Source organism: Paraburkholderia graminis (genome assembly GCF_003330785.1).
In the GTDB taxonomy this organism is placed as follows: domain Bacteria; phylum Pseudomonadota; class Gammaproteobacteria; order Burkholderiales; family Burkholderiaceae; genus Paraburkholderia; species Paraburkholderia graminis.
The window spans coordinates 2,308,155-2,332,037 of sequence record NZ_CP024935.1 but is presented as its reverse complement, the minus strand read 5'-3'; the positions used below and the strand labels follow the sequence as shown (position 1 = coordinate 2,332,037).

23 protein-coding genes are annotated in these 23,883 nt (G+C 62.7%); 7 read left to right on the top strand and 16 right to left on the bottom strand.

All coding sequences use genetic code 11. From position 1 onward, the window contains the following. Positions 1-126 precede the first annotated feature (126 nt). The 9 genes from CUJ91_RS28590 to CUJ91_RS28550 form a co-directional block, all read right to left on the bottom strand. Complete coding sequence (locus CUJ91_RS28590) at positions 127-894, bottom strand: ABC transporter ATP-binding protein (protein ID WP_006049671.1); 768 nt, start codon at positions 892-894, stop codon at positions 127-129. After that, positions 891-1,799 carry an ABC transporter ATP-binding protein gene (locus CUJ91_RS28585; RefSeq protein WP_114157717.1) on the bottom strand — a complete coding sequence of 303 codons (909 nt, stop codon included), beginning with the start codon at positions 1,797-1,799 and terminating at the stop codon, positions 891-893. Before CUJ91_RS28585 ends, CUJ91_RS28590 begins: the two co-directional genes overlap by 4 nt. Position 1,800: 1 nt before the next feature. Next, positions 1,801-2,715: a nickel transporter permease gene (gene nikC / locus CUJ91_RS28580; RefSeq protein WP_029966881.1), complete on the bottom strand. Its 915-nt coding sequence runs from the start codon at positions 2,713-2,715 to the stop codon at positions 1,801-1,803. Positions 2,716-2,773: 58 nt separating this feature from the next. Continuing rightward, a complete protein-coding gene (locus CUJ91_RS28575; RefSeq protein WP_053859948.1) occupies positions 2,774-3,844 on the bottom strand; it encodes an ABC transporter permease in 1,071 nt (356 codons plus the stop codon). A 20-nt stretch (positions 3,845-3,864) separates the two neighbouring features. Further along, positions 3,865-5,472, bottom strand: a complete 1,608-nt coding sequence (locus CUJ91_RS28570; RefSeq protein ID WP_006049667.1) for an ABC transporter substrate-binding protein — start codon at positions 5,470-5,472, stop codon at positions 3,865-3,867. A 53-nt stretch (positions 5,473-5,525) separates the two neighbouring features. Beyond that, positions 5,526-6,092 (bottom strand): D-alanyl-D-alanine dipeptidase, encoded by a 567-nt coding sequence (gene ddpX, locus CUJ91_RS28565; protein ID WP_114157716.1) that lies wholly within the window; start codon positions 6,090-6,092, stop codon positions 5,526-5,528. Positions 6,093-6,097: 5 nt separating this feature from the next. Beyond that, a complete protein-coding gene (gene sapR / locus CUJ91_RS28560) occupies positions 6,098-6,976 on the bottom strand; it encodes a sap1 transcriptional regulator SapR (RefSeq protein ID WP_053859951.1) in 879 nt (292 codons plus the stop codon). A 137-nt stretch (positions 6,977-7,113) separates the two neighbouring features. Then, positions 7,114-7,992 (bottom strand): alpha/beta fold hydrolase, encoded by an 879-nt coding sequence (locus CUJ91_RS28555; RefSeq protein ID WP_114157715.1) that lies wholly within the window; start codon positions 7,990-7,992, stop codon positions 7,114-7,116. Between the two features lie 33 nt (positions 7,993-8,025). Beyond that, a complete protein-coding gene (locus tag CUJ91_RS28550) occupies positions 8,026-9,279 on the bottom strand; it encodes an MFS transporter (RefSeq protein WP_114157714.1) in 1,254 nt (417 codons plus the stop codon). A 72-nt stretch (positions 9,280-9,351) separates the two neighbouring features. Between CUJ91_RS28550 and CUJ91_RS28545 the strand changes: the two genes are divergently transcribed. Further along, positions 9,352-10,275, top strand: a complete 924-nt coding sequence (locus CUJ91_RS28545) for a LysR family transcriptional regulator (RefSeq protein ID WP_244231038.1) — start codon at positions 9,352-9,354, stop codon at positions 10,273-10,275. A 53-nt stretch (positions 10,276-10,328) separates the two neighbouring features. Here CUJ91_RS28545 and CUJ91_RS35160 read toward each other — a convergent pair whose 3' ends face one another. Further along, complete coding sequence (locus tag CUJ91_RS35160; protein WP_053859955.1) at positions 10,329-10,631, bottom strand: VF_A0006 family four-cysteine protein; 303 nt, start codon at positions 10,629-10,631, stop codon at positions 10,329-10,331. Positions 10,632-10,701: 70 nt separating this feature from the next. Further along, positions 10,702-11,625, bottom strand: a complete 924-nt coding sequence (locus CUJ91_RS28535; protein ID WP_107706932.1) for a LysR family transcriptional regulator — start codon at positions 11,623-11,625, stop codon at positions 10,702-10,704. Between the two features lie 107 nt (positions 11,626-11,732). Here CUJ91_RS28535 and CUJ91_RS28530 point away from each other — a divergent pair, with 107 nt between their 5' ends. Next, complete coding sequence (locus CUJ91_RS28530) at positions 11,733-12,476, top strand: SDR family oxidoreductase (RefSeq protein WP_114157713.1); 744 nt, start codon at positions 11,733-11,735, stop codon at positions 12,474-12,476. Positions 12,477-12,556: 80 nt separating this feature from the next. Here the strand turns inward: CUJ91_RS28530 and CUJ91_RS28525 are convergent, their stop codons facing one another. Together CUJ91_RS28525 and fnr are read right to left on the bottom strand one after the other, a co-directional pair. Next, positions 12,557-13,885: an SUMF1/EgtB/PvdO family nonheme iron enzyme gene (locus tag CUJ91_RS28525; RefSeq protein WP_114157712.1), complete on the bottom strand. Its 1,329-nt coding sequence runs from the start codon at positions 13,883-13,885 to the stop codon at positions 12,557-12,559. Between the two features lie 125 nt (positions 13,886-14,010). Next, positions 14,011-14,859: a fumarate/nitrate reduction transcriptional regulator Fnr gene (gene fnr / locus CUJ91_RS28520; protein ID WP_107706929.1), complete on the bottom strand. Its 849-nt coding sequence runs from the start codon at positions 14,857-14,859 to the stop codon at positions 14,011-14,013. Between the two features lie 476 nt (positions 14,860-15,335). Between fnr and CUJ91_RS28515 the strand changes: the two genes are divergently transcribed. The 3 genes from CUJ91_RS28515 (at position 15,336) to CUJ91_RS28505 (ending at position 20,457) form a co-directional block, all read left to right on the top strand. Next, entirely contained in the window at positions 15,336-16,976 is a 1,641-nt protein-coding gene (locus CUJ91_RS28515) for a methyl-accepting chemotaxis protein (RefSeq protein WP_114157711.1), read from the top strand. 231 nt (positions 16,977-17,207) lie between these two features. Then, positions 17,208-19,814 carry a 2-oxoglutarate dehydrogenase E1 component gene (locus CUJ91_RS28510; RefSeq protein ID WP_114157710.1) on the top strand — a complete coding sequence of 869 codons (2,607 nt, stop codon included), beginning with the start codon at positions 17,208-17,210 and terminating at the stop codon, positions 19,812-19,814. Between the two features lie 253 nt (positions 19,815-20,067). Next, a complete protein-coding gene (locus CUJ91_RS28505; protein WP_006049654.1) occupies positions 20,068-20,457 on the top strand; it encodes a response regulator in 390 nt (129 codons plus the stop codon). Between the two features lie 26 nt (positions 20,458-20,483). Here CUJ91_RS28505 and CUJ91_RS28500 read toward each other — a convergent pair whose 3' ends face one another. Continuing rightward, positions 20,484-20,963, bottom strand: coding sequence for a universal stress protein (locus CUJ91_RS28500; RefSeq protein WP_114157709.1), 480 nt, complete (start codon positions 20,961-20,963; stop codon positions 20,484-20,486). A 233-nt stretch (positions 20,964-21,196) separates the two neighbouring features. Between CUJ91_RS28500 and CUJ91_RS28495 the strand changes: the two genes are divergently transcribed. After that, on the top strand, positions 21,197-21,886 hold the full coding sequence (locus CUJ91_RS28495; protein WP_006049652.1) for a FadR/GntR family transcriptional regulator: 690 nt from the start codon (positions 21,197-21,199) through the stop codon (positions 21,884-21,886). Between the two features lie 112 nt (positions 21,887-21,998). Here the strand turns inward: CUJ91_RS28495 and CUJ91_RS28490 are convergent, their stop codons facing one another. Then, on the bottom strand, positions 21,999-22,592 hold the full coding sequence (locus CUJ91_RS28490; RefSeq protein WP_029966860.1) for an acyl-homoserine-lactone synthase: 594 nt from the start codon (positions 22,590-22,592) through the stop codon (positions 21,999-22,001). Positions 22,593-22,746: 154 nt separating this feature from the next. Here CUJ91_RS28490 and CUJ91_RS28485 point away from each other — a divergent pair, with 154 nt between their 5' ends. Further along, complete coding sequence (locus CUJ91_RS28485; RefSeq protein ID WP_006049650.1) at positions 22,747-23,064, top strand: helix-turn-helix domain-containing protein; 318 nt, start codon at positions 22,747-22,749, stop codon at positions 23,062-23,064. Here the strand turns inward: CUJ91_RS28485 and CUJ91_RS28480 are convergent. Beyond that, positions 23,048-23,752 (bottom strand): helix-turn-helix transcriptional regulator, encoded by a 705-nt coding sequence (locus CUJ91_RS28480; protein WP_029966858.1) that lies wholly within the window; start codon positions 23,750-23,752, stop codon positions 23,048-23,050. The genes CUJ91_RS28485 and CUJ91_RS28480 overlap by 17 nt on opposite strands. Between the last annotated feature and the right edge of the window lie 131 nt (positions 23,753-23,883).

The following is a 23,883-nucleotide window of genomic DNA, read 5'->3' as shown; positions in this document are numbered from 1 at the left end:
AACGCTCCGTCTTTAACTTTCTCGACGGTCCCTGTCCGCATTACGGCACAGCAGGGCAACACGAAGCAATCGGGACAAATACTCCTGCCGCGTGCGAGCGCGAGCCGGCTGCTTCGACGCGATCTTTCATAAAGACGCGTCCACGCCCAATGCTTCGACAGCCTTGCGCTGATAACCGCCGGTCGCGAGCAACAGCGTGCGCGAGTACTCGCTCTCGACCTGCTGCGCACGAATCTTCTCGATCGGAAGCTCTTCAACGATCTCTCCATTGCGCATGATCGCCACGCGCGAGCACAGAAAGCCGACTACCGCCAGGTTGTGGCTGACGAGAATCATCGTGAGATTCCGCTCGCGATGCAGGCGCTTGAGGAGGTTGAGGATTTCGGCTTGCACGGAGACGTCGAGCGCGGAAGTCGGTTCATCGAGAAGCAACACGCGCGGCTCGACGATCAACGCACGCGCGATCGCAACGCGCTGTCGCTGTCCGCCCGACAATTGATGCGGATAGCGAAAACGATACGACGGATCGAGGCCGACTTCACGCAGCGCATTCACAATGCGCGCTTCCTCGCCGCCGATTCCGTTTATGTTGAGCGGTTCGCGCAGCGTCTGATCGACGGTGAAGCGCGGATGCAGCGAGCCATACGGGTCCTGAAAGACCATCTGCACATGGCGCCCGCGCATGTCGCGATCCGCTCCGGCGATGTGCACGGACCCTTCGGCAGCCGGCGCGAGTCCGCTCAGCGCGCGAAGAATAGTCGACTTGCCGGAGCCCGATTCACCGACGAGACCGAAGACTTCACCGGCCTCGACATGAAAGCTCGCACCGCGTACCGCATCGAAGAGTCCGGCAGCCGTCTTAAAGCGCACGGTCAGTGCATCGACGCGGATCATAGCGACGCTCCTTGCTGCTGGCCGATGTCGCTGACGTCGCCGATCTCGCTGAGCCACGCGGCGTCGCGCGAGAGCACGGGCAATTCGGCGGGTGGGTCGACAAGCGGCGGATTCGCCGCAAGCAGCCCGCGAGTATAAGGATGCTGCGCGTGGATCAGATCGCGTGCGGCGCACGTTTCGACGACACGTCCCGCGTACATCACGACCACGCGGTCGCAGAACGACATCACGAGCGGCAGGTCGTGACTGATGAAGATGAGGCCGGTCTGATGCTTTTCGATCAGCTCGTCGAGCACGGCCAGCACTTGCATCGAGACGAGCACATCGAGTGCGCTCGTCGGCTCGTCGGCGATCAGCAGACGCGGGCCTGTTGAAACCATCATCGCGATCATCACGCGTTGCCCCATGCCGCCCGACAGTTCATGCGGATAAGAACGGGCGACGCGTTCAGGATTGCGGATATGCACGGACTCGAGCGCCGCAATGACTTTTGCCCGCATTGCACGGCGGCCAAGCTTCGGCTCGTGCAGCGCGAACGCTTCGCGCATCTGCTGCTCGACGGTCATGACCGGGTTGAGCGAATACTTCGGGTCCTGCAGCACCATGCCCATCTGCGAGCCGCAGAAGCGGCGGCGTTTGTCCGTCGGCATGGTCAGCATGTCGTGTCCGTCGAAGCGTAGCCGTTTGGCCGTGCAATGCGCGGCGGGCGGCAACAAGCCGAGCAGCGCGCGGCCCGTGAGCGACTTTCCAGAACCGGATTCGCCGACGATGCCGAGTCGCTCGCCCTTCTTCAACGTCAACGACAAACCCCGCACCGCTTCATTCAGCGTGCCGTCGTGCGCGCGAAAGGCAATGCGCAGATCGTCGATTTCACACAGCGGTGCATCCGCTTTGTCGTTGCGCATGTCAGTCTCCGTGACGCGGATCGAACACGTCGCGCAATCCGTCGCCGAGCAGGTTGAACGCGAGGCTCACGAGCAGGATCGCGAAACCTGGGAGCGTCGCGACCCACCATGAATCGAGCAGCACGTTGCGGCCGGAAGCGACCATGAAGCCCCATTCGGGACTCGGCGGTTGCGCGCCGAGCCCGAGAAAGCCGAGACCCGCGACAGTGAGAATGATGCCCGCCATGTCGAGCGTGGCGCGCACGATCACGGACGACATGCACAGCGGCATCACATAGCGCAGCAAAATGCGCAGATTCGACGCGCCTTGCAGACGCGCGATCTGGATGAAGTCGGCCTGCACGAGCCTCAACGTTTCGGCGCGCGCGAGACGCGCATACGCGGGCCACGCGGTGATGGAGATCGCGATCACCGCATTGATCACGCCGGGCCCGAGCGCCGCAGCGAACGCGAGCGCGAGCACGATCTTCGGAAACGCGAGCGCAATATCGGTGATGCGCATCAGCACGTTATCGACCCAGCCGCCGAAGAAGCCCGCGGTTGTTCCGATCATCAGGCCGATTGGCACGACCAACACGACCACGAGGATCGCTATCGACAGAGTCAGTCGCGAGCCATAGATGATGCGCGAGAGAATATCGCGCCCAAGCTGATCGGTGCCGAGCCAATGCGATGCCGAGCCCGGTGGCAGCAAGCGGTCGGAGAGCACCTGGCGCAACGGATCATGTGGCGCGATCCACGGTCCGATGATCGCGACGATCACGAGCACCATCAGAATGGCAAAGCCGAACACGGATAAAGGATTACCCGCAAAACGCCGCCAGCGTCGATAGGCAAGGCCCAACGCGGCCTGCTTGCGCGACGCGGGTGTGTCGGTGAGCAGCCATTGCTTCCACGAAAGGCGCGGCGCATTCATCGGCCAGTCCTGCGTCGAATGTTCGAGAGGAGGACGCACGTAAGTAGTCTCCTTTGCATCAGCGGGCGCGCGGATCGAACACGCGATAGAGCGCGTCGGTGAGCAGATTCAACGCGATGAAAGTAGCGCCTATCACGAGCGTGCTGCCGAGTACGGCATTCATGTCGGCATTGAGCAGCGCACCCGTCAGATACGAGCCAATGCCGGGCCACGCAAATACGATCTCGGTGAGCACCGAACCTTCGAGCAGGAAGCTATACGAAAGCGCGATCACCGTGAGCAGCGGCACCGCGATATTGCCGAATGCATGCACCCACACGACGCGTCGTTCGGGCACGCCCTTCGCGCGCGCCGTCGTGATGTACTCCTGGTTTAACTGATCGAGCATGAACGAGCGCGTCATTCGACTCAGATACGCAACTGAGTAGTAACCGAGTATCGCGGCAGGCAACGCGACGTGTGAGATCGCATTGAAGAACACGTCCCATTCGCCGGCCATCAGCGAATCGACGAGCAGGCTGCCTGTGCGCGAGTCGACCATGCCGTCGAACACCGGGTCGAGTCTGCCAGGACCCGACACCCAATGCAGCTTCGCGTAGAACAGCAACAGTCCCATCAGGCCGAGCCAGAATACAGGCACGGAACTGCCGATCAGCCCCACGAAGCGCGCAACGTGATCGATCCAGCGGTTATGCCGCGTCGCCGCCACGACGCCGAGCGGCACGCCGACCAATACGCCGACGATGGTCGCGAGCGTCGCCAGTTCGAGCGTCGCGGGAAAGACGCGGCGGATGTCGTCGAGCACGGGCTTGGCCGTCAGCAGCGACATGCCGAGGTCGCCATGCAATACCGCATTCACGTAGATCAGGAATTGCTCGGCAAGCGGCTTGTCGAGACCCAACTGGATACGCGCGGCCGCATAGGCGGCCGCCGACGCGCGATCGCCGAGTATCGCGAGCACAGGGTCGATCGGCACCTTGCGGCCAATCACGAACGTCACGGCAAGCAGGCCCGTAAACGTGATGGCGAGCGTGAGCGCCCAGCGCAGCACGCGCAGTGTCCAACGCACGCTTGCGCGGCGCGCGGACACGGCGCGAATGCGGTCGATAGGAGTCAGGGTTGTCGACATGATCCAGCGCCGCCAGGCGATTACTGCTTCTTCACGTGCAGATACGAAACCAGGTCGTTGATCGGCCCCACTTCGAGCCCTGACACGCCTGGGCGCATCGCGACCTGCGATACCTGCTGGAACATGATGACGAACGGCGAATGCGCGAGCATGTCCTTTTGCATCGTCTGATAAAGCTGTGCGCGTTTTGTGGTGGACGACTCGGCAAGCGCGGCGTTGGTCTGTTTCGTCAGATCGGGAATGTCCCACGAATTACGCCATGCGAGCATCTTGTACGAGGACTTGTCGGAGTTGTCCGGATTCCATGCGTAGCCCTGCGCATTGCTGTGCGGGTCGATATAGTCGGCGGACCATTCGCCGATATAAATGTCATGCTGACGCGCGCGATACTTCGCGAGCGTCTGCTTGTTATCGCCAGGAATGATCTCGACTTTGATTCCGCCTTGAGCCAGATTGGCTTGCACTGCCTGTGCAATTTCGTTGTACGGATAGGCGCTGCGCACATCCATCGTGACGCTAAAGCCGTTCGGCAAGCCCGCTTTGGCGAGCAGTGCCTTCGCCTTTGCAACGTCCTGGTGATAGGGGTTGCTATTGAGTGCGCCGAGAAAGCCTTCCGGCAAGAACGTTTGATGCACTTTATAAGTCGTCTTCACGACGTTCGTCTGAATGCCGTTGTAATCGATCAGCCATTTCATTGCTTCCTGTACTTCCGGCTTCGCAAGATTCGGGTTCTTCACGTTCAGACCGAGATAGAGCAGTGTCGCTTGCGGCACGGCCATCACATGCGCCTTGTTGGATTTCGTCAATGCCGCGAGATCGTCGGGACTCAGATTGCGCGCGACGTCAGCATCGCCATTTTCCAGCAGCAGGCGCTGGCTCGACGCTTCGGGAACGTGACGAAGCACGATGCGCTTCATCGCGAGCGGCATGCGGTAATCGTCGTATTTCTGCAGAATGATGCTGTCGTTGGCGGTCCATTTGACGAGCTTGTATGCGCCCGATCCCGCCTCGTTCGTGCGCAGCCATTCGTTGCCGAAGTCATTGCCTTTCTGATGCGACATCAGCAGCTTTTTATCGAGCACCGATGCGGGCCACGCGCCGAGAACATTGAGTACGAAGGTGGGCGCGTATTTCTGATCGGTCGTGATGCTGACTGTCGAGTCGTCGATCTTTTGTACTTTCTGCAGCGCATTGTCTTTGGTGAGGCCGATGCCTTGCAGCACGGCGGCAGCGCCTTTATCCAGCAGCACGCAGCGCTGGATCGACCACGCGACATCATCGGCCGTGAGCGGATTGCCCGAATGGAACTTGAGGCCAGAGCGAATCTTGAAAGTGAACGTGAGTCCGTCGGGGCTCACGCTCCACGATTGCGCGACGTCGCCATTGAATTTCGACGGGTCTTTCAGATCGACTCGCACAAGACGGTCATAGGTATTCGCGACGTATTCCTCGGGCACCAGTTCATAGACTTCGCCGGGGTCGAGTGTCGAGAATTCGTCGAGCGTCGTGGCCATGACAAGCATGTCTTTCGGCGTCGCCGCGAGCGCGCTGCCTGTCATGGTGACGGAAAATGTCAGCGCGGATACCACCGCGACTGCTGCCAGCGCATTGCGCAAAACCAGATTCATACTCGCTCCGTATCTAAAGGAAGAGAACCTGCAAATGGACAGCCGGAAACCAATCACATCAACTTCAATGGGCCGCTTTCGCTGTTGTCGATGACCGGCAGCGCGCGCGAGCCAGGCAATTCGTAATGCCACCATTCGCTTGCGATGTGCGTAAAGCCGGCTGCGTGCATGATGCCGAGCAGCAGCAGGCGATTGCGCTGCACGTGTTGCGGCAGGCCGTGGTGAAAGTGTTCCGAGGCTTTCACCATTTCATCGAAACCGGTGCCCATGTCGAGCGGTTCGCCATTGCCGTCTATCAGCGTGAGATCGATAGCCGTGCCCCGGCTATGGTTGGAGCCGCGGCCGAGTTCCGCGATGTAAGTCGGATCGGGCAGAAAGTCCCACAGTACTTTTTGCGCTTGAGGCGGACGGTACGCGTCGAAGATGAGCAAGCTCATGCCTATGCTCTCCGCGAGTTCGACGGCTTTACGCAATGCGGCTTCGGCCAGTTCGAGCAGCAGGCAATGCGCTTCGCGGTAAATCGGCTTGCCGGTGAAGTTGCGCGGCGTCGCGTAAACGAGGTCGATGTCCACGCGATGCGTGTCGTGCGTAATGTGTATCAGGCGATGTTTGTCGGTCATGGTGGTCAGAATTCGAACTGATCGAGTTCGCGTTGCAGTTCGCGGTTACGCGCAACACGCTCGTCGATGGCAGGGCCGAGGTGCTCGACAATCGAGCTCAGCAAGAGATTGAACAGACACGTGAGCGGCGCAAGGGAATCCCAGAACTGGCCGACATCCGTCTTCACTTGCAACAGATCGCAATTGAAGTCGCGCGCCCACGGGCAATAGAGATCGGTGACGAGCGCAAACGCGATGTTGCGCTGCGCCGCGGCTTCGCAATAACGGCGTGCGATGCGCGAATAGGCGCGCGTGTCCGTCACAATCAGATAGGGCGAAGCGAACTCGGAGTTCAGTGAATCCACATAGGAACCCGACATGCCGTCGGAATAGAACACACGCGGGCGCAGATATTCGAGGTAGCTGAAGAACGCGTTCGATATGCCGCGAGTCGATTGAATGCCGACGATATAGACGGCGTCCGCTGTCGCAACATGTTGAGTGACGCGGCCAAATGCTTCGCTTTCTGCGAGCTGATAGACGTAGCGCACGGCATCGACTTCGAGATCGAGCGACCGTGCGAGTGCCGCATGCTGCCGGCTCATGCCCTCCGAGTGTTCGTCGTGGCGCTCGCTGCGATACTCGTCGAGCCGGTCGGTAATGAACCACGGACGCGTTTGTGCGCCGCGCAACTCGCGCTTCAGGTCATCCAGATTGCGATAGCCGACGCTGCGCAGAAAGCGTCCAACGGAAATGCCGCTCGTTCCCGTTTGCTGCGCGATCTGATCGGCCGTCTCAAGGCCGAGCCGGTCGAGATTCGCCAGCATATAGGTGGCAATGCGCTTGGCTGTCGGCGTGAGCGTGGTGAAGCTCTCCTGGACCGTATCGGTAAACGCAGTGCGCATCGCGGGCTGTTCGTTATTTACCTGTCATGAAAGCGTGCTGTGGTAGCTATCTGACAAGGACAATAAAGCCGGCGCTACATTAATTTTTTAATCGAAAGCCGCGGGGTGATAGTCGGTGATGCGCGATGCATACTGTCTCACGGTGCCCACACGCGCCGCATGAAATCGAGCGTCAACGCAGCGATGTCGTCGCTCGCCTCTTCCAGCGCGAAGTGGCCGGCATCGAGCACATGCACTTCGGCGTCCGGAACGTCGCGCTGGTACGCGTGTGCGCCATGCACAGTAAACGACGGATCATACTTGCCCCAGGTCACGAGCGTTGGCGGCCGATGCTCACGCAACCACGCTTGCCAGCGCGGATACGATTCAAGATTCGTGCGGTAATCGTAGAAGAGGTCGGTCTGAATGGCGGCCTGTCCAGGGCGCGCAAGAAACTGTTCTTCGTCGCGCCAGTTGTCCGGGTCGTAGCGCTGTGGGTTCGGGCTCGTGCCCACGTGCCGCAGCTTCAACGCATCCGGCGAGGCGAGATTGGCCCACAAGCTCGCTTCGTGTTGCGCGCGGTCTTTCCAGAACGCCTTGCGCGTTTCCCACAGCGGTCCGAGTCCTTCTTCATGCGCGACGGCATTCTGAATCACGATGCCCTTCACTTTGTCCGGCCGGGCCATCGCAAGCCGGAATCCCACCGGGCCGCCATAGTCGGCCATGAACAGCACGTAGCGATCGAGCTTCAACGCTTCGGTGAACAGTTCGATGGATCGCGCGATGTTGTCGAACGTGTACGCGTAGCTTTCGGGCGACGGCGCCTCGCTATTGCCGAAGCCCGGATAGTCCGGCGCGATAACGCGAAACTCCGGCGCGAGAAACGGCATGAGTGGTTCGTACATCCGCGAAGACGATGGAAAGCCATGCAGCAGTAGAAGGGTCGGCGCGTCCTTCGGCCCTGCCTCGCGATAGAAAATGTCGACGCCGTCGACGTTCACCGTCGAATAGGTGGAAGTAGAACGGGTTGCATCCATGATCGGTTTGTCCTCAAGTGGAAAGGTGCGATATCAAGGGCGTGGCTCGGCACCAGAAGGCGCCGTGCGCGACGTGCGCGCCGGCGCCGCCGTCTGCACGACATGCAGTACGTTTGCGGCGAGCGCAAATGCCGCGGCGGCCATGCACACACCCATCCAGTGGCCGAACGCCCATGCGGGCCCCGCGAGCAGCGCACCGATTGCGCTGCCGACGAAAAAGAGTCCGGTGAAAAGGCCGTTCACGCGGCCGCGTGCCTGCGGGTTGAGCAGGTTGACCGCGCGGCGCCCCATCGCCTGATCGCCGATCACGCCGAGATCGAGCAGCAGCGCCGCGAGCACGAGCAGCGTGAGGGAAGCGGCCGGCGGCAGGCCGCTGCTTCCGCCGAGCAGCGCGATGCAGCTCGCCAGCACGACGATCGAGTGGAAGGCGATGGTCGCTTGCCGGTCGAGGCCACGGTCGCCAAGGCGTCCCGCGACCGGCGCGATGATCGTGCTGCCCGCGCCGGCCAGCGCGAACAGACCCACCCCGACATGGCCGAGCCGCAGCGGCGCGCTCGCGAGCTTCAAAGCCACGCTCGTCCAGAACAGGTTGAACGACACCATCAACAGACCCTGGTACAGCGCGCGCCGCCGCAGCACCGGTTCGTCGCGGATCAGATGCAGCAGCGAGCCGATCAACGCGGCATACGAGCTTTGATGAACGGGACGCCGATCGGGCACATGCGTCCACAGCCATGCCGACATGGCGGCAAGCGCGGCGGCGTCGATCGCGTAGTAGCTGCGCCAGCCGAACGCGCCGGCGATCAGGCTCGCCGCCGGCCGCGACAACAGCACGCCGAGCATCAGGCCGCTCATCACGTCGCCGACGACGCGGCCGCGATCGGCCTCCGGCGCTTGCGATGCGACGACGGGCACGAGCATCTGTATCGCACTCGACGTGAGCCCGACGAAAAACGACGCCGCCAGGAAGGCCACCGGCTCGCGAGCGGCGGCGAGCACGGCGAGCGACAACACTTGTGCGCCGAGCGTCGCGATGATGAGCGGCCGGTTCGGCAACAGGTCGACGAGCGGCACGAGAAGCAGCAGGCCGGCGGCGTAGCCGGTGAGCGTCAGCATCGTCACCATGTTGGCCCACGCGCCGAGTCCGACAGACGTGGCGAGATCGTTGACGAGCGCTTGCGACGCGTACAAACCGAGTACCGCGATGCCGACGGCAATCGCATAAGGGCGCGTCGCGATGGATGCGGGCGTCGCAACGGCGGCAGGACTCTGATTGGTCGATGGCATACGCAGGTGGCTCCGCGAGAACGATGCTTCGTATGCTACTCGCGCTTATCTGATAGATAATCGGGGCGGAAAATGACTCTTTCTCCCGAAAAAATGGATAATGGATCGCTGCGCGACCTCGAAGTTTTTGTCGCAATTGCCGAGGAAGGCAATCTGACTGCAGCCGCGCGACGGCTCGACCGGTCGTTGCAAGCGGTCAGCCGCTCGCTGCAAGTGCTCGAGCGCGAGGCAGGGACGCTGCTCGTCGCGCGCACCACGCGGCAGTGCCGGCTCACCACGGCGGGCGAGCAGTTCTACACGCGCATCAAGCAGGTGCTTGCCGATCTCGCGATGGCGCGCGCCGAACTGGCCGAGCATGCAACTACGGTGTCGGGGCGTCTGCGTATCTGCGGTCCGACGCTCTTCGGTCCGCGCTATATCGCGCCGCTGGTGGCGGCGTTTCTCGCGCGTTATCCGCGGCTCACGGCGTCGCTCGATCTGTCCGAGGAGTACGACGATCCGGCGACAAGCGGCGCGGACGTCACCATCCGTATCGGCGAGACGCCTGACTCGAATCTGATTGCGCGGCGGCTCGGCACCATCCGCCGGGTGACGTTCGCGTCGCCCGCTTATCTCGAGGCGCGCGGGCGTCCGCTGCGGCCGGCTGATTTGAAGCAGCATGATTGCGTGGTCCGCTCGTCATTACCGGAAGCCTCGCTGTGGCGCTATCGCAGCAAACGCGGAGTGGAGGAGTCGGTGCAGGTGCGCGGGCGCTTCGAAAGCAACAGCACGGCGGCGATCAACGATGCCGTTGCGAGCGGTCTCGGCATTGGCCGCGCCGCGTACTGGCAGATTGGCGAACTGGTGCAGCAGCGTCGCGTGGAACTGATCCTGACCGACTATGAACTGTCGCCGCTGCCGTTGCAGGCGCTATGGTTGCCTACGCGGCGCCTGCCTGCGCGCACGCGGCTATTCGTGGAGTTTCTGGCGTCGCGGCTCGAGAGCGTCGCGCTTTAGGGCGGCGGGTTGATTAGAACAAGCGCGGTTGCGCAACGTGAGTCGGCATCGCGTCACATAGGATTCTGCCGACGGCACGCGTGCAATATTTCGTTGACTGCAAACGCGCCTCGCACGCTCTGCACATTCTGCAAGACACACACGTGATAGGCCCTTTCACGCGGCAAAAGCAGTGCCCCGTTTTTGTAGAGCGCGATGCACGAATTGGTAATGGCGCGCGCCGCGTAATTGCTCTGGCTATTCGCGAGCGAATTCAGAATGCATTGGTCGTACTCGGGATTCCCGCCTCCGAATGCGAAAGCCGACAGCGGCGCGGCGAGCGCTGCTGAAACAAGCACATAAACGAGTCTGAGCATGAGTGCGGAAAGCTCGCTGAGATGACGGCAGATAATCGTGCATGTGCGTTATAGGCGGACACGCGCCGCCTTATCGGCCGTCGAATTTCGCGGCCAGCTTCTGCTTTCGAAATGCATCGACGACGAAATCGATAAACACGCGCGTCCTCGCCGGCAACAGTTTTTTGTTCGGATAGTAGATCGATATCGGTCCCTGGTCCGCGTACCACGCCGGCAAGAGACGCATCAACGCGCCGCTTGCGAGCCAGGGCGCTGCGTGCGGCATCGGCAGGAAGGCGACGCCCTGGCCGTGCATCGCCGCATGCGCGATCGCTTCGGGGTCGTCGAAGATCATGCGCGTGCGGCACTCCGCCTGGTACTGCTCGCCCACATGGTTCTGCAGCGTCCACGCGCGCAACCGGCCGGTTGTCGACGAGCGGCGAACGATTCCGTCGAACCCGCTCAGTTCGGACGGGTGCCTCGGCATCGTGCGCGTCGCCATATAAGCCGGCGATGCCGCCACGATCACATGCGTGCGCGCCAACTCGCGCGCCACGATTCCCGGCGTCAGTTCAATGCCGCCGCCGATGGCGACATCGAAGCCGTCGGCGATCAGATCGACGGGCCGGTTATCGAAGTGCCAATCCGGCACGATCGCCGGATAGTGCTCGAGGAATTCGCCCAGCAAGGGCACCAGATATTCGCGGCCGAATGCCAGTCCCAGACTCACCTTGAGCGTGCCCGCCGGCCTGCCGTCCTGGACGGCAGCACCGGCAAACGCGTCTTGCAGCGCGGTGAACGGCGCGGCGACTTCGCGCAACAGCTTCTCGCCTTCGGTCGTCAGCGTGAGCTTGCGCGTGCTGCGCTGAAAGAGCCGCAGACCCAGCGAGGTCTCGAGCCGCGCCACGTTCTTGCTCACGGCGGCCGGTGTCAGGCCGAGCCGGCGCGCCGCCGCCGAGAAGCTCAGGTGCTCTGCGCTGAGCACAAACGATTCGATCAGGTTGAGAGGCTCCACGGCGATTTCGGACAAATAGTTGAAAGAGATAGTCTAGATCACACGCTAGTCGAAGGGGAATGTCAGGACGATACTGCTCTCCACTCACTCACCCATTGGAGCAAGACATGACTGCAAATCTGACTGGCAAAGTTGCATTCGTCACCGGCGGCAGCCGGGGCATCGGCGCGGCAATCGTGCAACGTTTGTCGAAGGAAGGCGCGACGGTAGCGTTCACGTACAAGGGTTCGTCGGCGGCCGCGCAGGCACTCGCCGGCAGCATCGAGCAGCAGGGCGGCCGCGCGCTCGCACTGCAAGCGGACGCGGGCGATGCCGCGGCGGTGAGCCGCGCGATCGACGAGGTCGCCGCCAAATTCGGCAAGATCGATATTCTTGTGAACAACGCGGGGGTGCTCGCGCTAGGCCCGGTCGAGACGTTCTCGCTCGAAGACTTCGACCGGACGCTGCAAGTCAACGTGCGCGCTGTTTTCGTCGCGGTGAAGGCGGTGTTGCCGCATATGGGCGAGGGCGGCCGTATCGTGAACATCAGCAGCGTCAACGCCGAACGCATGCCGTTTCCCGGCGGCGCCGCGTATGCAATGAGCAAGTCCGCGTTGCGCGGACTCGTGCAGGGCCTCGCGCGCGATCTCGGTCCGCGCGGCATCACGGTCAACAACGTGCAGCCCGGTCCGACCGATACGGACATGAACCCTGAGTCCGGCGATTTCGCGTCGATGCTGCACGGCTTCATGGCGCTTCCGCGTCATGGACGGCCGGATGAAATCGCAGGGATGGTCGCTTATGTTGTCAGCCCGGAAGCGGCATTTGTCACGGGCGCGAGCTTGACGATCGACGGCGGTTTCAACGCCTGATCGAGTCGCGCGCGTAGGAAGCGACGCATAAGCAAGCCTGCCGGTTTTTTCGGCAGGCTTGTTCTCTTATGCGTGATTCGTCACGCTTTAACGCAGCGGAACCCCGCATAAACGTACTGATAATGCGGCTGAAACCAGTTGCGAAACGTCGGCCGCAACATGCACTGCGCGGTGCGCGCCGATCCGCCCTTCAGCACGAAATGCTTGCCGTCGAAGAAATTGGCCGAGTAGCCCAGATAGAACGGAAACGGCTCGAACCCCGGCAAGCCGTCGAACAATGTCGACGTCCATTCCCAGCCGTTGCCGAACTGGCCTTCCACGCCGAATGCGCTCACGTTGTCGGGATAAGCGTCGACGGGCCGAGGGTCCCAGCTACGGAAGTCGAAGTTGCCCGAGCCCGCGTGCGGCGCGCCCTGCGCGGCGCGTTGCCATTGCGCTTCGGTGGGCAGCGCCTTGCCGGCCCAGCGCGCATAGGCGCTCGCCTCGGCGTGGCTGACGTACGCGGGCCAGTCGAGCGGCAAGGGCACGTCGTCGAACATGGTGCGCAACGTCCATTCGTCGCGACGGCCGCTGCCTTCGCCGCTGTCTTCACCGTTACGTTCGCTGTTGACGCTGCGCCGCGACCAGCATGCCGGATGCTCGATGCCCTCGGCTTCCTTCCACGCCCAATCCTGCTCCGACCACCACTTCGGCTCGCGATAACCGCCCGCGTCGATGAACTCGCGAAACGCGCCGTTCGTCACCATATAGCGGTCGATCTCAAAGGCCGGCACGTCCACTTGCAATTCGCCGAACTCGTTGTCCCAGCCGAAGCGGCCGCCGTCGCGCCGCATCCCGAGCGTGGCCGAGCCCGCAGGCACGCGGACCATCGGCGACGCGCCGTTCGCGCGCCCCGGACCGGTCACGACAGGCTCGCGCAGCTCGGTCACTTTCTGTGCGAGCGGCAATTGATGAAGCATGTACGCAAGCGTCTCCGCATGCATCAGCCGATGCTCGATCGCGACATTCAGCAATTGCTCCGACGCATCGACGCGCGCGGAATCGGTCAGCGCGCGCAGTTCGCGGTCGATCTGCTCGCGAGCGCGCAGGCCGTACTCGCGCACGGTCTGGAGCGAAGGCCAGTCGCCCGGTTGATCGGTGGGAAAGCCGCCGTCTACCGGATCGATGCCGAAGGCGAAAAGCTGATCGAGTTGGGAATCGAAAGCGGGCAGTTCGAACAGACGCTGATCGAACAGATTACGGTCGAAAGCTTCGAGGTGACCGATATAGAACACGATGCGATGCCGCTCGCGGATCGGTCTTTCGTACAGAAACTCGGGCTTGACGATGGAGAAGAGAGCGTCGGTAACTTGACGCGCGTCGATCAGACGCTGAACGAGCGGGTGATGCGGGCGGGGATCGCGGTTCATTTCGCCGGGTCTCCTTGCGGGGGACGGACTAAACAAAGACTGTACCCGCTCGCAGTTGCCATGCCAAGGCAAAAGACCCGCCGGAAAAACGTGCAAAGGGCCGCGGCCGGCCCTGTGCGCGGGGTTTAGACCTGCCGCAAGCCGTCCAGATCGACGATGCGAATGTGCTTGCCTTGCGTGTCGATCAGGCCGCGCTTTTGAAATCTTGACAGCGTGCGGCTCACGGTTTCGAGCGTCATGCCGAGGTAGCTGCCCATGTCCTCGCGCGTCATTCGCAGATTGAACTCCGCCGACGAATAGCCGCGCTGCGCATTGCGCTCGGACACGTCGAGCAGAAAGGCCGCGACCCGTTCGTCCGCCGACAGCGAGCCGAGCACCATCATCTGGGCCGCCTCGCGCACGATCTGCTCGCCGAGCAGCTTGTGCAGGCGCTCCTGCATCGAGCCGATTTCGCGGCACAGCGACTTGAGCGCGGTGTAGGGGACGATGCACACGGTGCTGTCCTCGAGCGCGAGCGCGCTGCATGCGTGCCGGTCTTCGCTGATGCCGTCGAGGCCGAGCGCTTCGCCGGCAAGCCGCAGGCCCGTGACCTGTTCGCGCCCGTCGCGGTGCGCCATGACGGTTTTCATCGAGCCGGAGCGCACTGCGTAAATGTTGTCGAAACGGTCGCCGCTGCGGTACAGCGCTTCCCCGCGATGCACGGAGCGCGCCGAGCAGATCAGCGTTTCGAGTTTCGAGAGTTCGTCGTTCGACAAGCCTTGCGGCATGCACAACTGCCGCATCGAGCAGCTCGAGCAGCGCGCGGCGCTGCGGGTGGGCGTGCGCGTGGCGGCACGCGGCGTCGCCCGGCGGCTGGCTCGCGGTGCGGGCGAGGTGACGGCGGAGCCGCCCGGAACTGCGGAAGCCGGGGCCGAACTCGGGGCGGAAGTCGGGGCCGAAGGCGGGGCGGGAATCACAACGGTAGGGGTCAACATGTCTGAGCCGATGTCAGGAGGTGATGATTGATTGTCCCACCGGCTCTGTCCCCCGTTTCGCGGCAAAATGACGCGCTCCCGCGCTCAAGGCTCTTGAGCGACGTCAGAACGCCGCGCCTTGCGTCCTCCAAACGCGGAAGCGTCCGAATGCGCTTTCCCGCCCGCGCGAGCTCTTACTCAACGTTTTGCGTCAACCAGCGACTTTCCCGCGCACTCGCAAACGTTTGACGAATTTTTTTCTTTCTCGCGCACACGACTCTCAAGGTTTAGGAATTTTTGTCGTCATATTGTCTGAAGAATGCGACGGCAACGAGAAAGGGGCGGACTACAACGTGCCCATGTCGGCGTCATCGAGTGAACCGCCTTGAGACGAGGCGGATGTGTTCACGCCGAAGCGCGGGGCGGCGCCGCAATGCGGTGAACTGCGCGCGCTTCGCGACAACTTTTATCGAGCGGTTGGGGAAGGAATTAGACACATGAAGATTTCGAATTTGAAAATCGGGGTTCGTCTTGGCTCGGCCTTTGCGCTGATGGTCGCGCTGCTGGTCGGCACGGCTGTCGTCGGTATCGAGCATCTCGAGTCGACCAACACGAAGATGGATGAGATCGTCAGCAATCGGTATACGCTGATCGCGCTCAGCAATCAGATCAAGAGCAACGGATACAAGGCAAACGGCATTCTGAGCAATCTGCTGCTGACCACGTCGCCCGATAAAGCCAAGCAGTACATGGACGACTACGCGGCGATCCGCAAAGCGAATGCGCAAGCCTACGCCGAGCTCGAAAAGCACCTGACGAGCGATGAAACCCGGGCGCTCTTCAAGCAGCAGTTCGACGCGCGCTCGGCTTACGGCGTGAGCGTGAAGAGCTTCTTCGATCTGGTCAGCAAGAACCAGCAGCAGGACGCGCGCGACGTCTATCAGGGCGACATGGCGCGGCTGCAGGACGCGTATTACGTTCTCGTCGACAAGATGGTCGACGTGCAGGCGGACCGGATGGCGCGCGATGTCGCCGAAGCCGTCGCCGAAGCGCACAACGCGAAGCTGCAAATGATTCTGCTCGCGCTGTTCGCCACGGTGATCGCGATCGCCACCGGCATCTTCATCACGCGCACCATCACGCGGCCGATCAACCGTGCGGTCGTTCTCGCCGAAGCGGTCGCGGCCGGCGATCTCACGCATCATCTGCACATCGATTCGACCGATGAAGTGGGCCGCCTTCTCACCGCGCTCGAACGCATGACCGGCAATCTGCACGGCATCGTCGCGCAAGTGCGCCAGGGCACGGACACGATCAGTCAGGCGACGCGCGAAGTGGCGAGCGGCAACATGGACCTGTCGAGCCGCACCGAACATCAGGCGAGCTCGCTCGAAGAGACGGCGGCCGCGATGGAGCAACTCACGTCGACGGTCAAGCAGAACGCCGATAACGCACGCGAGGCCAATCAGCTTGCGTCGAGCGCGTCGGATGTCGCGGTGCGCGGCGGCGAAGCCGTGAACCAGGTCGTGAGCACGATGACCGCCATCAACGAGTCGTCGCGCAGGATCGTCGAGATCATCGGCGTGATCGACGGCATCGCGTTCCAGACCAACATTCTCGCGCTCAACGCAGCCGTGGAAGCGGCGCGCGCGGGCGAACACGGGCGCGGCTTCGCGGTGGTCGCGAGCGAAGTGCGCGGCCTCGCGCAGCGCAGCGCCGTTGCCGCGAAGGAAATCAAGGAGCTAATCGCCGACTCGGTGAGTCAGGTCGGCACCGGCGGCAAGATGGTCGAGGAAGCCGGACAGATCATCGGCGAAGTCGTGAAGAGCATTCGTCATGTGACGGAAATCGTGGCCGAGATCAGTTCGTCGAGCAAGGAGCAAAGCGAAGGCATCGAGCAGATCAACCACGCCGTCACGCAGATGGACAAGGTGACGCAGGAAAACGCCGCGCTCGTCGAGCAAAGCGCCGCCGCGGCGCAGGCTCTGCAAGACCAGGCGCAGCAACTCACGCAGACCGTCAGCACCTTCAAGCTCGACGACGCCACGTCGAAACAACGTCGCGCCACGCGCGACTCGCATGCGCATCGCTCGAACGATGTGAGCGATGCGGGTGCGTGGCTCGTGTCGGCCCAGTAGAAGTCGAGGCAGGCAACGGACGGAGACACGAGCCGGTCGCGCGGACCGGCTCGATAACACATAGAAGACCGAGCGCTGCTGCAAGCCCGCATCCGCATCGCGCTCTTTCCCGTTTCGCTGTCTGCCGAAGATCACGGCCAACCGTCGCGTTGCCGTCGCGGGCGTACGCCCCGAGCATTCGCATGCGGACAGCGGAATCCGATTAACGGTTTCTTCCGCACGCTATCCAACATGTCCCACGTCTCTTCCGAATCGATTGTTCTTTCACGCTCGCCAGCCGGCGCGGTTATCGAACCGGCAGGCGACCTGTCGCCGGTAGCGCGGACGCTGCAGGTCCGGCGCTTCATCGACGCGTTCCGTCAGCACGGTCATCGTCAGGCGTCGCTCGATCCGCTGCGTCTTGCGCCCGTGCCCGAGGTGCCCGAACTCGACCCTGTGTTTCATGGGCTCGATCCGGCGCAGCCGATCGGCGCCGAGAATCCGCTGCTGCCGCCTTCGGCTGCGGTGCATGAACTCGAGCGGCAATTGCGGCGCGTCTATTGCGGCGCGATCGGCCTCGATCTGACCGGCATCCGCGATCAGCAGCGCCGCGCCCAGTTGTCCGCATGGCTCAAGACGGAGCAGCTTGCGCCGTTGCCGGCGCGCGAGCCGCGCCGCCGTCTGCTGCGCCGCCTCGTGGCCGCTGAAACGTGGGAGCGTCATGTGGCGGCCCGATTCGAACATGCAAAGCGCTTCTCGCTCGAAGGTTGCGAGAGCCTCGTGCCGCTCATTGAAGCAATCGTCGATCAGGCTGCCGCTCATGGCGTTCGGCAGGTGTTCGCGGGCATGCCGCATCGCGGGCGCCTGAATGTGCTTGCCAACGTGATGGACTTCGATCCGGCGAAGCTGGTCGATTGTCTCGATCCCGATTCGGAGGCCGCGGCCGTGCAGCGCGATCTGCCGTATCACCTCGGCGCCAGTACGGTGAGAAAGACGCAAGACGGCGATGTCGCGATCTTCCTTGCGCCCAATCCGTCGCACTTGCAAAGCGTCTATCCGGTGGTGAGCGGCATGGCGCGCGCGTACCAGGACGAGCATCGCGGCTTTGGCTGCCTGCCGCTCGTCATGCACGGCGACGCCGCCTTCGCGGGCCAGGGCATCGTGATGGAAACGCTCAACATGACACGCAAGGACGGCTATGCATTGGGCGGCACGATCCATGTGATCGTGAACAATCAGATCGGCTTCACGACGCCGAACCGGATGGACGCCGAAGCGTATTCGTATTGCACGGACATTGCACGGATGATCGACGCGCCCGTGATCCGCGTGAACGCCGATCGTCCCGACGAAGTGATGCGCGCCGCGAAGCTCGCATTGCAATACCGGATGGAGCACGAGGCCGATGTGATCATCGACTTGATCGGCTATCGGCGTCTGGGTCACTCGGAGCATGACATCCCCGCGCTCACGCAGCCGTTGCAGCAAGCGGCGATCGCGACGCATCAGACCGTCACCGAGTTGTATCACGCGGCCATCGGCGAAGAGACGCCGCTCGACGTGCTGCGCGCGGAAGCGTTGAAGGAGCTTCAGACGACGCCGCCGTCCGCGCGAACTTCGTCACGGTCTCACGGCAACCGGATAAAGCGCACGCGGCCGTTGTCGCTCGCGCGCATGCAGTCGTTGACCGCGGCGTTGACTCGCACGCCGCCCGCGTTCCGGCTGCACGAGTTGCTGCGCAACATCACCACGCAGTGGCAAAAGAGCGTCGCCGATGAAGCCGCCGCCGTCGACTGGTGCTTCGCGGAAAACCTGGCTTATGCGACGTTGCTTGACGACGGCCATAGTGTGCGCATCTCCGGCATGGACGTTGGTCGCGGCACATTCATGCATCGGCATGCGGTGTGGCATTCGCAAGGCAATGCGGCGGGCAATGCGGCAAGCGACACCGCAAACGCGACCGAGCCTTATGTGCCTCTGCAAAACCTCGGTGTGCATCAAGGCGAGTTCGACATCGTCAACTCGCCGCTGACCGAAGAGGCGGTGCTGGGTTTCGAATACGGCTACAGCGTGCAGACCGGCTCGCACCTCGCGATCTGGGAAGCGCAGTTCGGCGACTTCGTGAACGGCGCGCAAGTCATCATCGATCAATACATTGCCGCGGGCGAGTACAAGTGGGACCAGCGCTCCGGTTTGACGATGCTGCTGCCGCATGGCCACGAAGGCGTCGGCCCCGAGCATTCGACCGGGTATGTCAGCCGCTTTCTGCAACTATGCGCGGGCGGCAACATGAAGGTCGTGATGCCGTCGACGTCATCGCAATGGTTCCATATGCTGCGTGAGCAGGCGTTGAGCGCGGAGCCGAAGCCGCTCGTCGTGATGTCGCCGAAAGGACAGCTCTATGGCAATGCGCGCTCGCATTCGCCGCTCGGCGAGTTGATCGGCGGCGCGTTTCTTCCGGTGCTGCACGATAGCGGCGTCGCTTCGCCGCAAGACGTGACGCGCGTCGTGCTGTCGAGCGGCAAGTTCTTCTATGACTTGCAGGCAGCGCGCGATGCTGGCGGCGACACGCGAACCGCGCTCATCCGCGTCGAGCAGTTGTATCCGTTTCCGACGAGCGAGCTTGCCGTTGCGCTCGCCGCCTTCCCGCAACTCGATGAAGTGGTGTGGGCGCAGGAAGAGGAAAAGAAGCACGGCGCATGGCATTTCGTGCGCGACGAAATCCAGCAGGCAGTGCCGGCGAACTGCCGCATTGTCGACGTGTGCCGGCGCGAAAGTCCGTCGGGCGCGCACTCGTCGATACGCGCGCATCGCGACGAACAGCAGCGCCTCGTCGCGGCTGCTCTCGCGCGCGGCTGACGTTGCAACGTCAAGCGGTTTGCCTGCCGAGGTGCGATTGAGTTGCTATTGTTAACAACAACAGGCAGCAACACGCGAGGTTGTCGCGAGCGGCAATTAACCATGCCGCATGGCGGCAGCCTCGCGCTTTCCGGCTTCGTTTCACAGCCTGATTTCGCGGCTTGCCTACGGGCACGCCGGCTCGCGCAAGCGGGCAGCGCGCGTTGGCATGCGGGTTGCGAAGCAGGTCGTCGAAGCGATAGGACAATTGCACATGGCAACCGTACTGCTGGTCGATGACGACGCCGAGGCGCTCGATGCATGGAGCGCCGTCTGCGCCGCCGGAGGTTACGAAGTAAAGACGGCGCTCGACGGCAAGTCGGCGCTCGCGCAGTTCATGGCCGCGCCGGTCGACGTGGTCGTTGCCGACTGGCGCATGCCGGTCATGTCGGGCAGCGAGCTATGTCACCGGTTGCGCACGCTGCCGGGTCTCGCCGACGTCGCGTTCATCCTTGTCTCGGGAGAACCGAGCCCGCCCGCCTTCGTGAGCTTCGACGGATTCCTGCGCAAGCCCGTGGACGGCGCGATTCTGCTCGCGACGATGCGGCGCTTGCTGGACGATCACGTGACTCATCGCGCATTGCAACGCGGCGGGCAGCCTTGATGCTGCCGCACGCCGTTGCGGCGACTTCAGATATCCGCGGGCGGATCGTCGGCCTGCTTCGTTGCCGCCGATGGAATCAGCAGCACCGGCAAGCGCGCCTGGCGCACGCAGCGCTCGGCGACGCTGCCGAGAATCAGCCGTTGAAATCCGCGCCGGCCGTGCGTGCCCATGACGAGCAGATCGGCGTTGAAGTCGGCAGCGGCTTTCAGCACGGCGGTTGATACATCATCGAGCGACGCCGCCTCGCTAACGACAATCTCGCCCTTCACACCTTGCGCGTCCATTTCGCGCGCCAACTCCACGCCGAGTTCCTTGCCCTGTTCGATCAGCCGGTTGCGAAGCACCGAAGGATCGTAGCCGGGCGCCTCGAAATACATCGGCGTATTTTCGACGACATAGAGCGGCTGCAAAACAGCGCCCGTCGATCTGGCGAGCGCGAGCGCCGCCTCGAAGGCGTGGCGCGAAGTCTGGCTGCCGTCGACCGCTACAAGAATGCGTGTGTACATATCCACTCCACGTCAGGTTGCGAAACTTCGATCATGATCCACCGACTTGCGTTCGGACAGGATGTAAATCAACCGGTTCACAAATTTTGACGTGGAGCCGCGCGGGCCGGCCCGCGTTTGCGATCAGGCGCGGCGGCCTTTGACTCGATTGCAAGAGCGCGAAACGCGGCGAATGCCGCCAGGGTTTGCCTTACAATTGGAGCCTACTCTGACAAGCTGCATCCGCCCGGCCGATGAACGAGCGCAAAACGACGGGCTTGCCCGACAAGATCTACGGCGACATCCTGAATCGCATTCTCGAAGGCGAGTACAAGGAAGGTCAGCGGCTGCCCACCGAGCACGCGCTGGCCGAGCGTTTTTCGACCTCGCGGCCCACGGTGCGCGAGGCGCTGGCGCGGCTGCGGGCGGACGGCATCATCGTGACGCGCCACGGTTCGGGCACGACGGTCGCGCGACGGCCCGATCCCGACGTGCGGCGTTTTGCGCCGCTCGAAACACTGTCCGACATCCGCCGTTGCTATGAATTTCGCATCGTCACGGAGACGGGCGCGGCGGAGCACGCGGCACTCAAAGCCGACGCCGACGACATCGCCGCGATCGAAGAAGCGTGGCAGCAACTGGAACGCATCATCGAGACGCGCGGCATCGGCGCACACGACGACTTCCTGTTCCACCTCGCGGTGGCGCGCGCGTCGCGCAACCCGTTTTTCATCACGGTGATGTCGTTCATCGAGGAACAGATTGTTTTCAGCATGAACCTGTCGCGCAATCTCTCGCTCGTGAAAACCGTGGAGCGGCAGCGCCTTGTGCAGGCTGAGCACAGAGCGGTGCTCGACGCGATCCGCCGTAAAGACCCGCAGGCGGCAGGGCAGGCGATGCGAGCGCACCTGGAAAATGCGCTCGAACGGATGTTTGGTTCGTAGGGAGCTTCGCGTGATCCGCCGCGCGCGGATCGAGCAGGGTTAGCAGCGCGTGGACAGTTGCGATGGCCGGCGGCCGGCAGCCAGGCGGCGGAGCAGCGAAGCGGTGGAGGAGCTAAGCGGCCGCGGCCATCGGCCCGAACAGAGCCGTGCGCGTTTTCGGACTCACGGCAATATCCAACGCTACCGCGCGTTCCACGCCGATCTGCAGCGGTGAACCGAGCCGGCTGATTTCAATGCCGGTCTTGCGCAACAGCCGTTCAATTGGCGTCGTGGTCACCGTCACATAGCGCGTGATGCCCATGCGGTCCGCGAACGTGACCAACTCGTGGATCGCCTGCATCGTCACATCGGCGAAACCGAACGACTTCTCCTCGCCGCTCGTGTCGATCGCGAAGCGGCTCAGTTCCCAGATGTGCCGCCCAACCGGCGCCGCCGCGCCGTGCAGCAGTTGCGGGAAGGTGTCTTTCAGCATGTTCGGCCCCTCGGTCGGCATGAGGCGCCAGCAGCCGCGCACGCGCCGGTCGTCGCCCTGAATCAGCATGTAATGCGGTCCCAGCGCATCGTAGCCGTCGATCTCCATGCCCGCTATGGTCGGAATATCCCACCCCAGCCGGCCGTGAAACACCCGCGCCCGCAGGCGGTACATCTCGTTGATGTCCTCGTTGTCGAACTCTTGACGCATTCCAATCCGGATTGCTGTTTGCATGACGTTCTCCTGAACGTGTTGGGGAAAACCAATACGCAGGAAAACTTATGCATTCTGAATCGTTCCGCCACCTATCTACCTGGATAGGTGTGCATGCTTATCGGATAACGCAGAATTTGAGATAGCAACAGCACTCAACCGACGGGACACGAAAATGGAACTTCTCGACAATCACTGGCAACCGCAAACCGGCCTCCAAACGCGTTCGGCGGAGCCTTCCACGGCGGTGGACCGGGTCTTGATCATTGCTTACCGCAAAAAGAAAAAAGAGAGCCAGCGCCGTTTCTGGGCGCGTTTCGGCGTCACCCAGTCGCGCGGCAGCCGCTTTGAATCCGGCGCGGAAATCCCGGCACCGGTCTCGATCCTGCTGGGCCTGTATTTCACCAAGACCGTCTCGGATGCGGACCTCGGCCGCGCCGAGCGCGTGCTGCACAGCCGCGACGCCGCGGCCTTGCTTAACCCGGGTCAATAAGCCCGAGTTGTGTCGCAATCACGGCTGCCGCGCGCCGCGAATTCACGCCGAGTTTCGTCCTGATGTTTTTCATGTGGAAGTTCACCACGGCTTCCGAGCAGTTCAGGATATGCGAAATTTCCCACGTGGATTTGCCGCGCGCGGTCCATTGAAGACACTCGCGTTCGCGCGGCGTCAGCTTCGGCAACAGCGTCTGCGTGTGCGTATGCAGATGGCGCTGGCTGGTGTCGATCACCAGGTCGCGCAGTAGCACAAGGTTGGGCAGCACGACGTCGATATGACGCCAGAAGGTGTCGGTCGGATTTGCGTCGTTCACGAAGCACATCATGCCGGCTTCCTGATTCGGGCCGTGAATCGGCAATGTCACGCCGGCGCGCAAACCGTGCGCGCGAGCTTCCTCGTACATGGACTGCTGCGGCGCCGTGATGAAGATTTCCGGCGACCAGACAAGCGGCGTGGAGCGCGTCGCACAATGCGCGACGGTCGGGTCGATGTGCACGAGACCCTGCTCGTCGTAAGTGCGGCGCCACGCGGGCGCATAGGTGCTGCGCACATACGCGTCTTCCAGCCGAATGGTCGGGCGCGGCAGCATGGCAATCAGAAGCCGGTCGAATCCCCACGTCTCGGCGAGATCCGCGACGGCGCCGAACCACGCCGCCTCGTCGGCGGCGTCCAGTAGCGGCGCCATCTGCTCGATAAAATGTAGCGACAATTTCGACTCTCTCAGACTCGCAAATATCCGGTAGGTCATTTGCGCAGGTTTTTATTTACGGCTGCTTTAATCGCAATCTATCACTAAAAGCCTGTTGCACAGAAAGA

Bases quoted from the DNA above. Each gene is read 5' to 3' on its own strand.
- CUJ91_RS28590 (WP_006049671.1), bottom strand. From the start codon at position 894: ATGATCCGCGTCGATGCACTGACCGTGCGCTTTAAGACGGCTGCCGGA.
- CUJ91_RS28585 (WP_114157717.1), bottom strand. From the start codon at position 1,799: ATGCGCAACGACAAAGCGGATGCACCGCTGTGTGAAATCGACGATCTG.
- nikC (WP_029966881.1), bottom strand. From the start codon at position 2,715: ATGAATGCGCCGCGCCTTTCGTGGAAGCAATGGCTGCTCACCGACACA.
- CUJ91_RS28575 (WP_053859948.1), bottom strand. From the start codon at position 3,844: ATGTCGACAACCCTGACTCCTATCGACCGCATTCGCGCCGTGTCCGCG.
- CUJ91_RS28570 (WP_006049667.1), bottom strand. From the start codon at position 5,472: ATGAATCTGGTTTTGCGCAATGCGCTGGCAGCAGTCGCGGTGGTATCC.
- ddpX (WP_114157716.1), bottom strand. From the start codon at position 6,092: ATGACCGACAAACATCGCCTGATACACATTACGCACGACACGCATCGC.
- sapR (WP_053859951.1), bottom strand. From the start codon at position 6,976: ATGCGCACTGCGTTTACCGATACGGTCCAGGAGAGCTTCACCACGCTC.
- CUJ91_RS28555 (WP_114157715.1), bottom strand. From the start codon at position 7,992: ATGGATGCAACCCGTTCTACTTCCACCTATTCGACGGTGAACGTCGAC.
- CUJ91_RS28550 (WP_114157714.1), bottom strand. From the start codon at position 9,279: ATGCCATCGACCAATCAGAGTCCTGCCGCCGTTGCGACGCCCGCATCC.
- CUJ91_RS28545 (WP_244231038.1), top strand. From the start codon at position 9,352: ATGACTCTTTCTCCCGAAAAAATGGATAATGGATCGCTGCGCGACCTC.
- CUJ91_RS35160 (WP_053859955.1), bottom strand. From the start codon at position 10,631: ATGCTCAGACTCGTTTATGTGCTTGTTTCAGCAGCGCTCGCCGCGCCG.
- CUJ91_RS28530 (WP_114157713.1), top strand. From the start codon at position 11,733: ATGACTGCAAATCTGACTGGCAAAGTTGCATTCGTCACCGGCGGCAGC.
- CUJ91_RS28525 (WP_114157712.1), bottom strand. From the start codon at position 13,885: ATGAACCGCGATCCCCGCCCGCATCACCCGCTCGTTCAGCGTCTGATC.
- fnr (WP_107706929.1), bottom strand. From the start codon at position 14,859: ATGTTGACCCCTACCGTTGTGATTCCCGCCCCGCCTTCGGCCCCGACT.
- CUJ91_RS28515 (WP_114157711.1), top strand. From the start codon at position 15,336: ATGAAGATTTCGAATTTGAAAATCGGGGTTCGTCTTGGCTCGGCCTTT.
- CUJ91_RS28510 (WP_114157710.1), top strand. From the start codon at position 17,208: ATGTCCCACGTCTCTTCCGAATCGATTGTTCTTTCACGCTCGCCAGCC.
- CUJ91_RS28505 (WP_006049654.1), top strand. From the start codon at position 20,068: ATGGCAACCGTACTGCTGGTCGATGACGACGCCGAGGCGCTCGATGCA.
- CUJ91_RS28500 (WP_114157709.1), bottom strand. From the start codon at position 20,963: ATGTACACACGCATTCTTGTAGCGGTCGACGGCAGCCAGACTTCGCGC.
- CUJ91_RS28495 (WP_006049652.1), top strand. From the start codon at position 21,197: ATGAACGAGCGCAAAACGACGGGCTTGCCCGACAAGATCTACGGCGAC.
- CUJ91_RS28490 (WP_029966860.1), bottom strand. From the start codon at position 22,592: ATGCAAACAGCAATCCGGATTGGAATGCGTCAAGAGTTCGACAACGAG.
- CUJ91_RS28485 (WP_006049650.1), top strand. From the start codon at position 22,747: ATGGAACTTCTCGACAATCACTGGCAACCGCAAACCGGCCTCCAAACG.
- CUJ91_RS28480 (WP_029966858.1), bottom strand. From the start codon at position 23,752: ATGGCGCCGCTACTGGACGCCGCCGACGAGGCGGCGTGGTTCGGCGCC.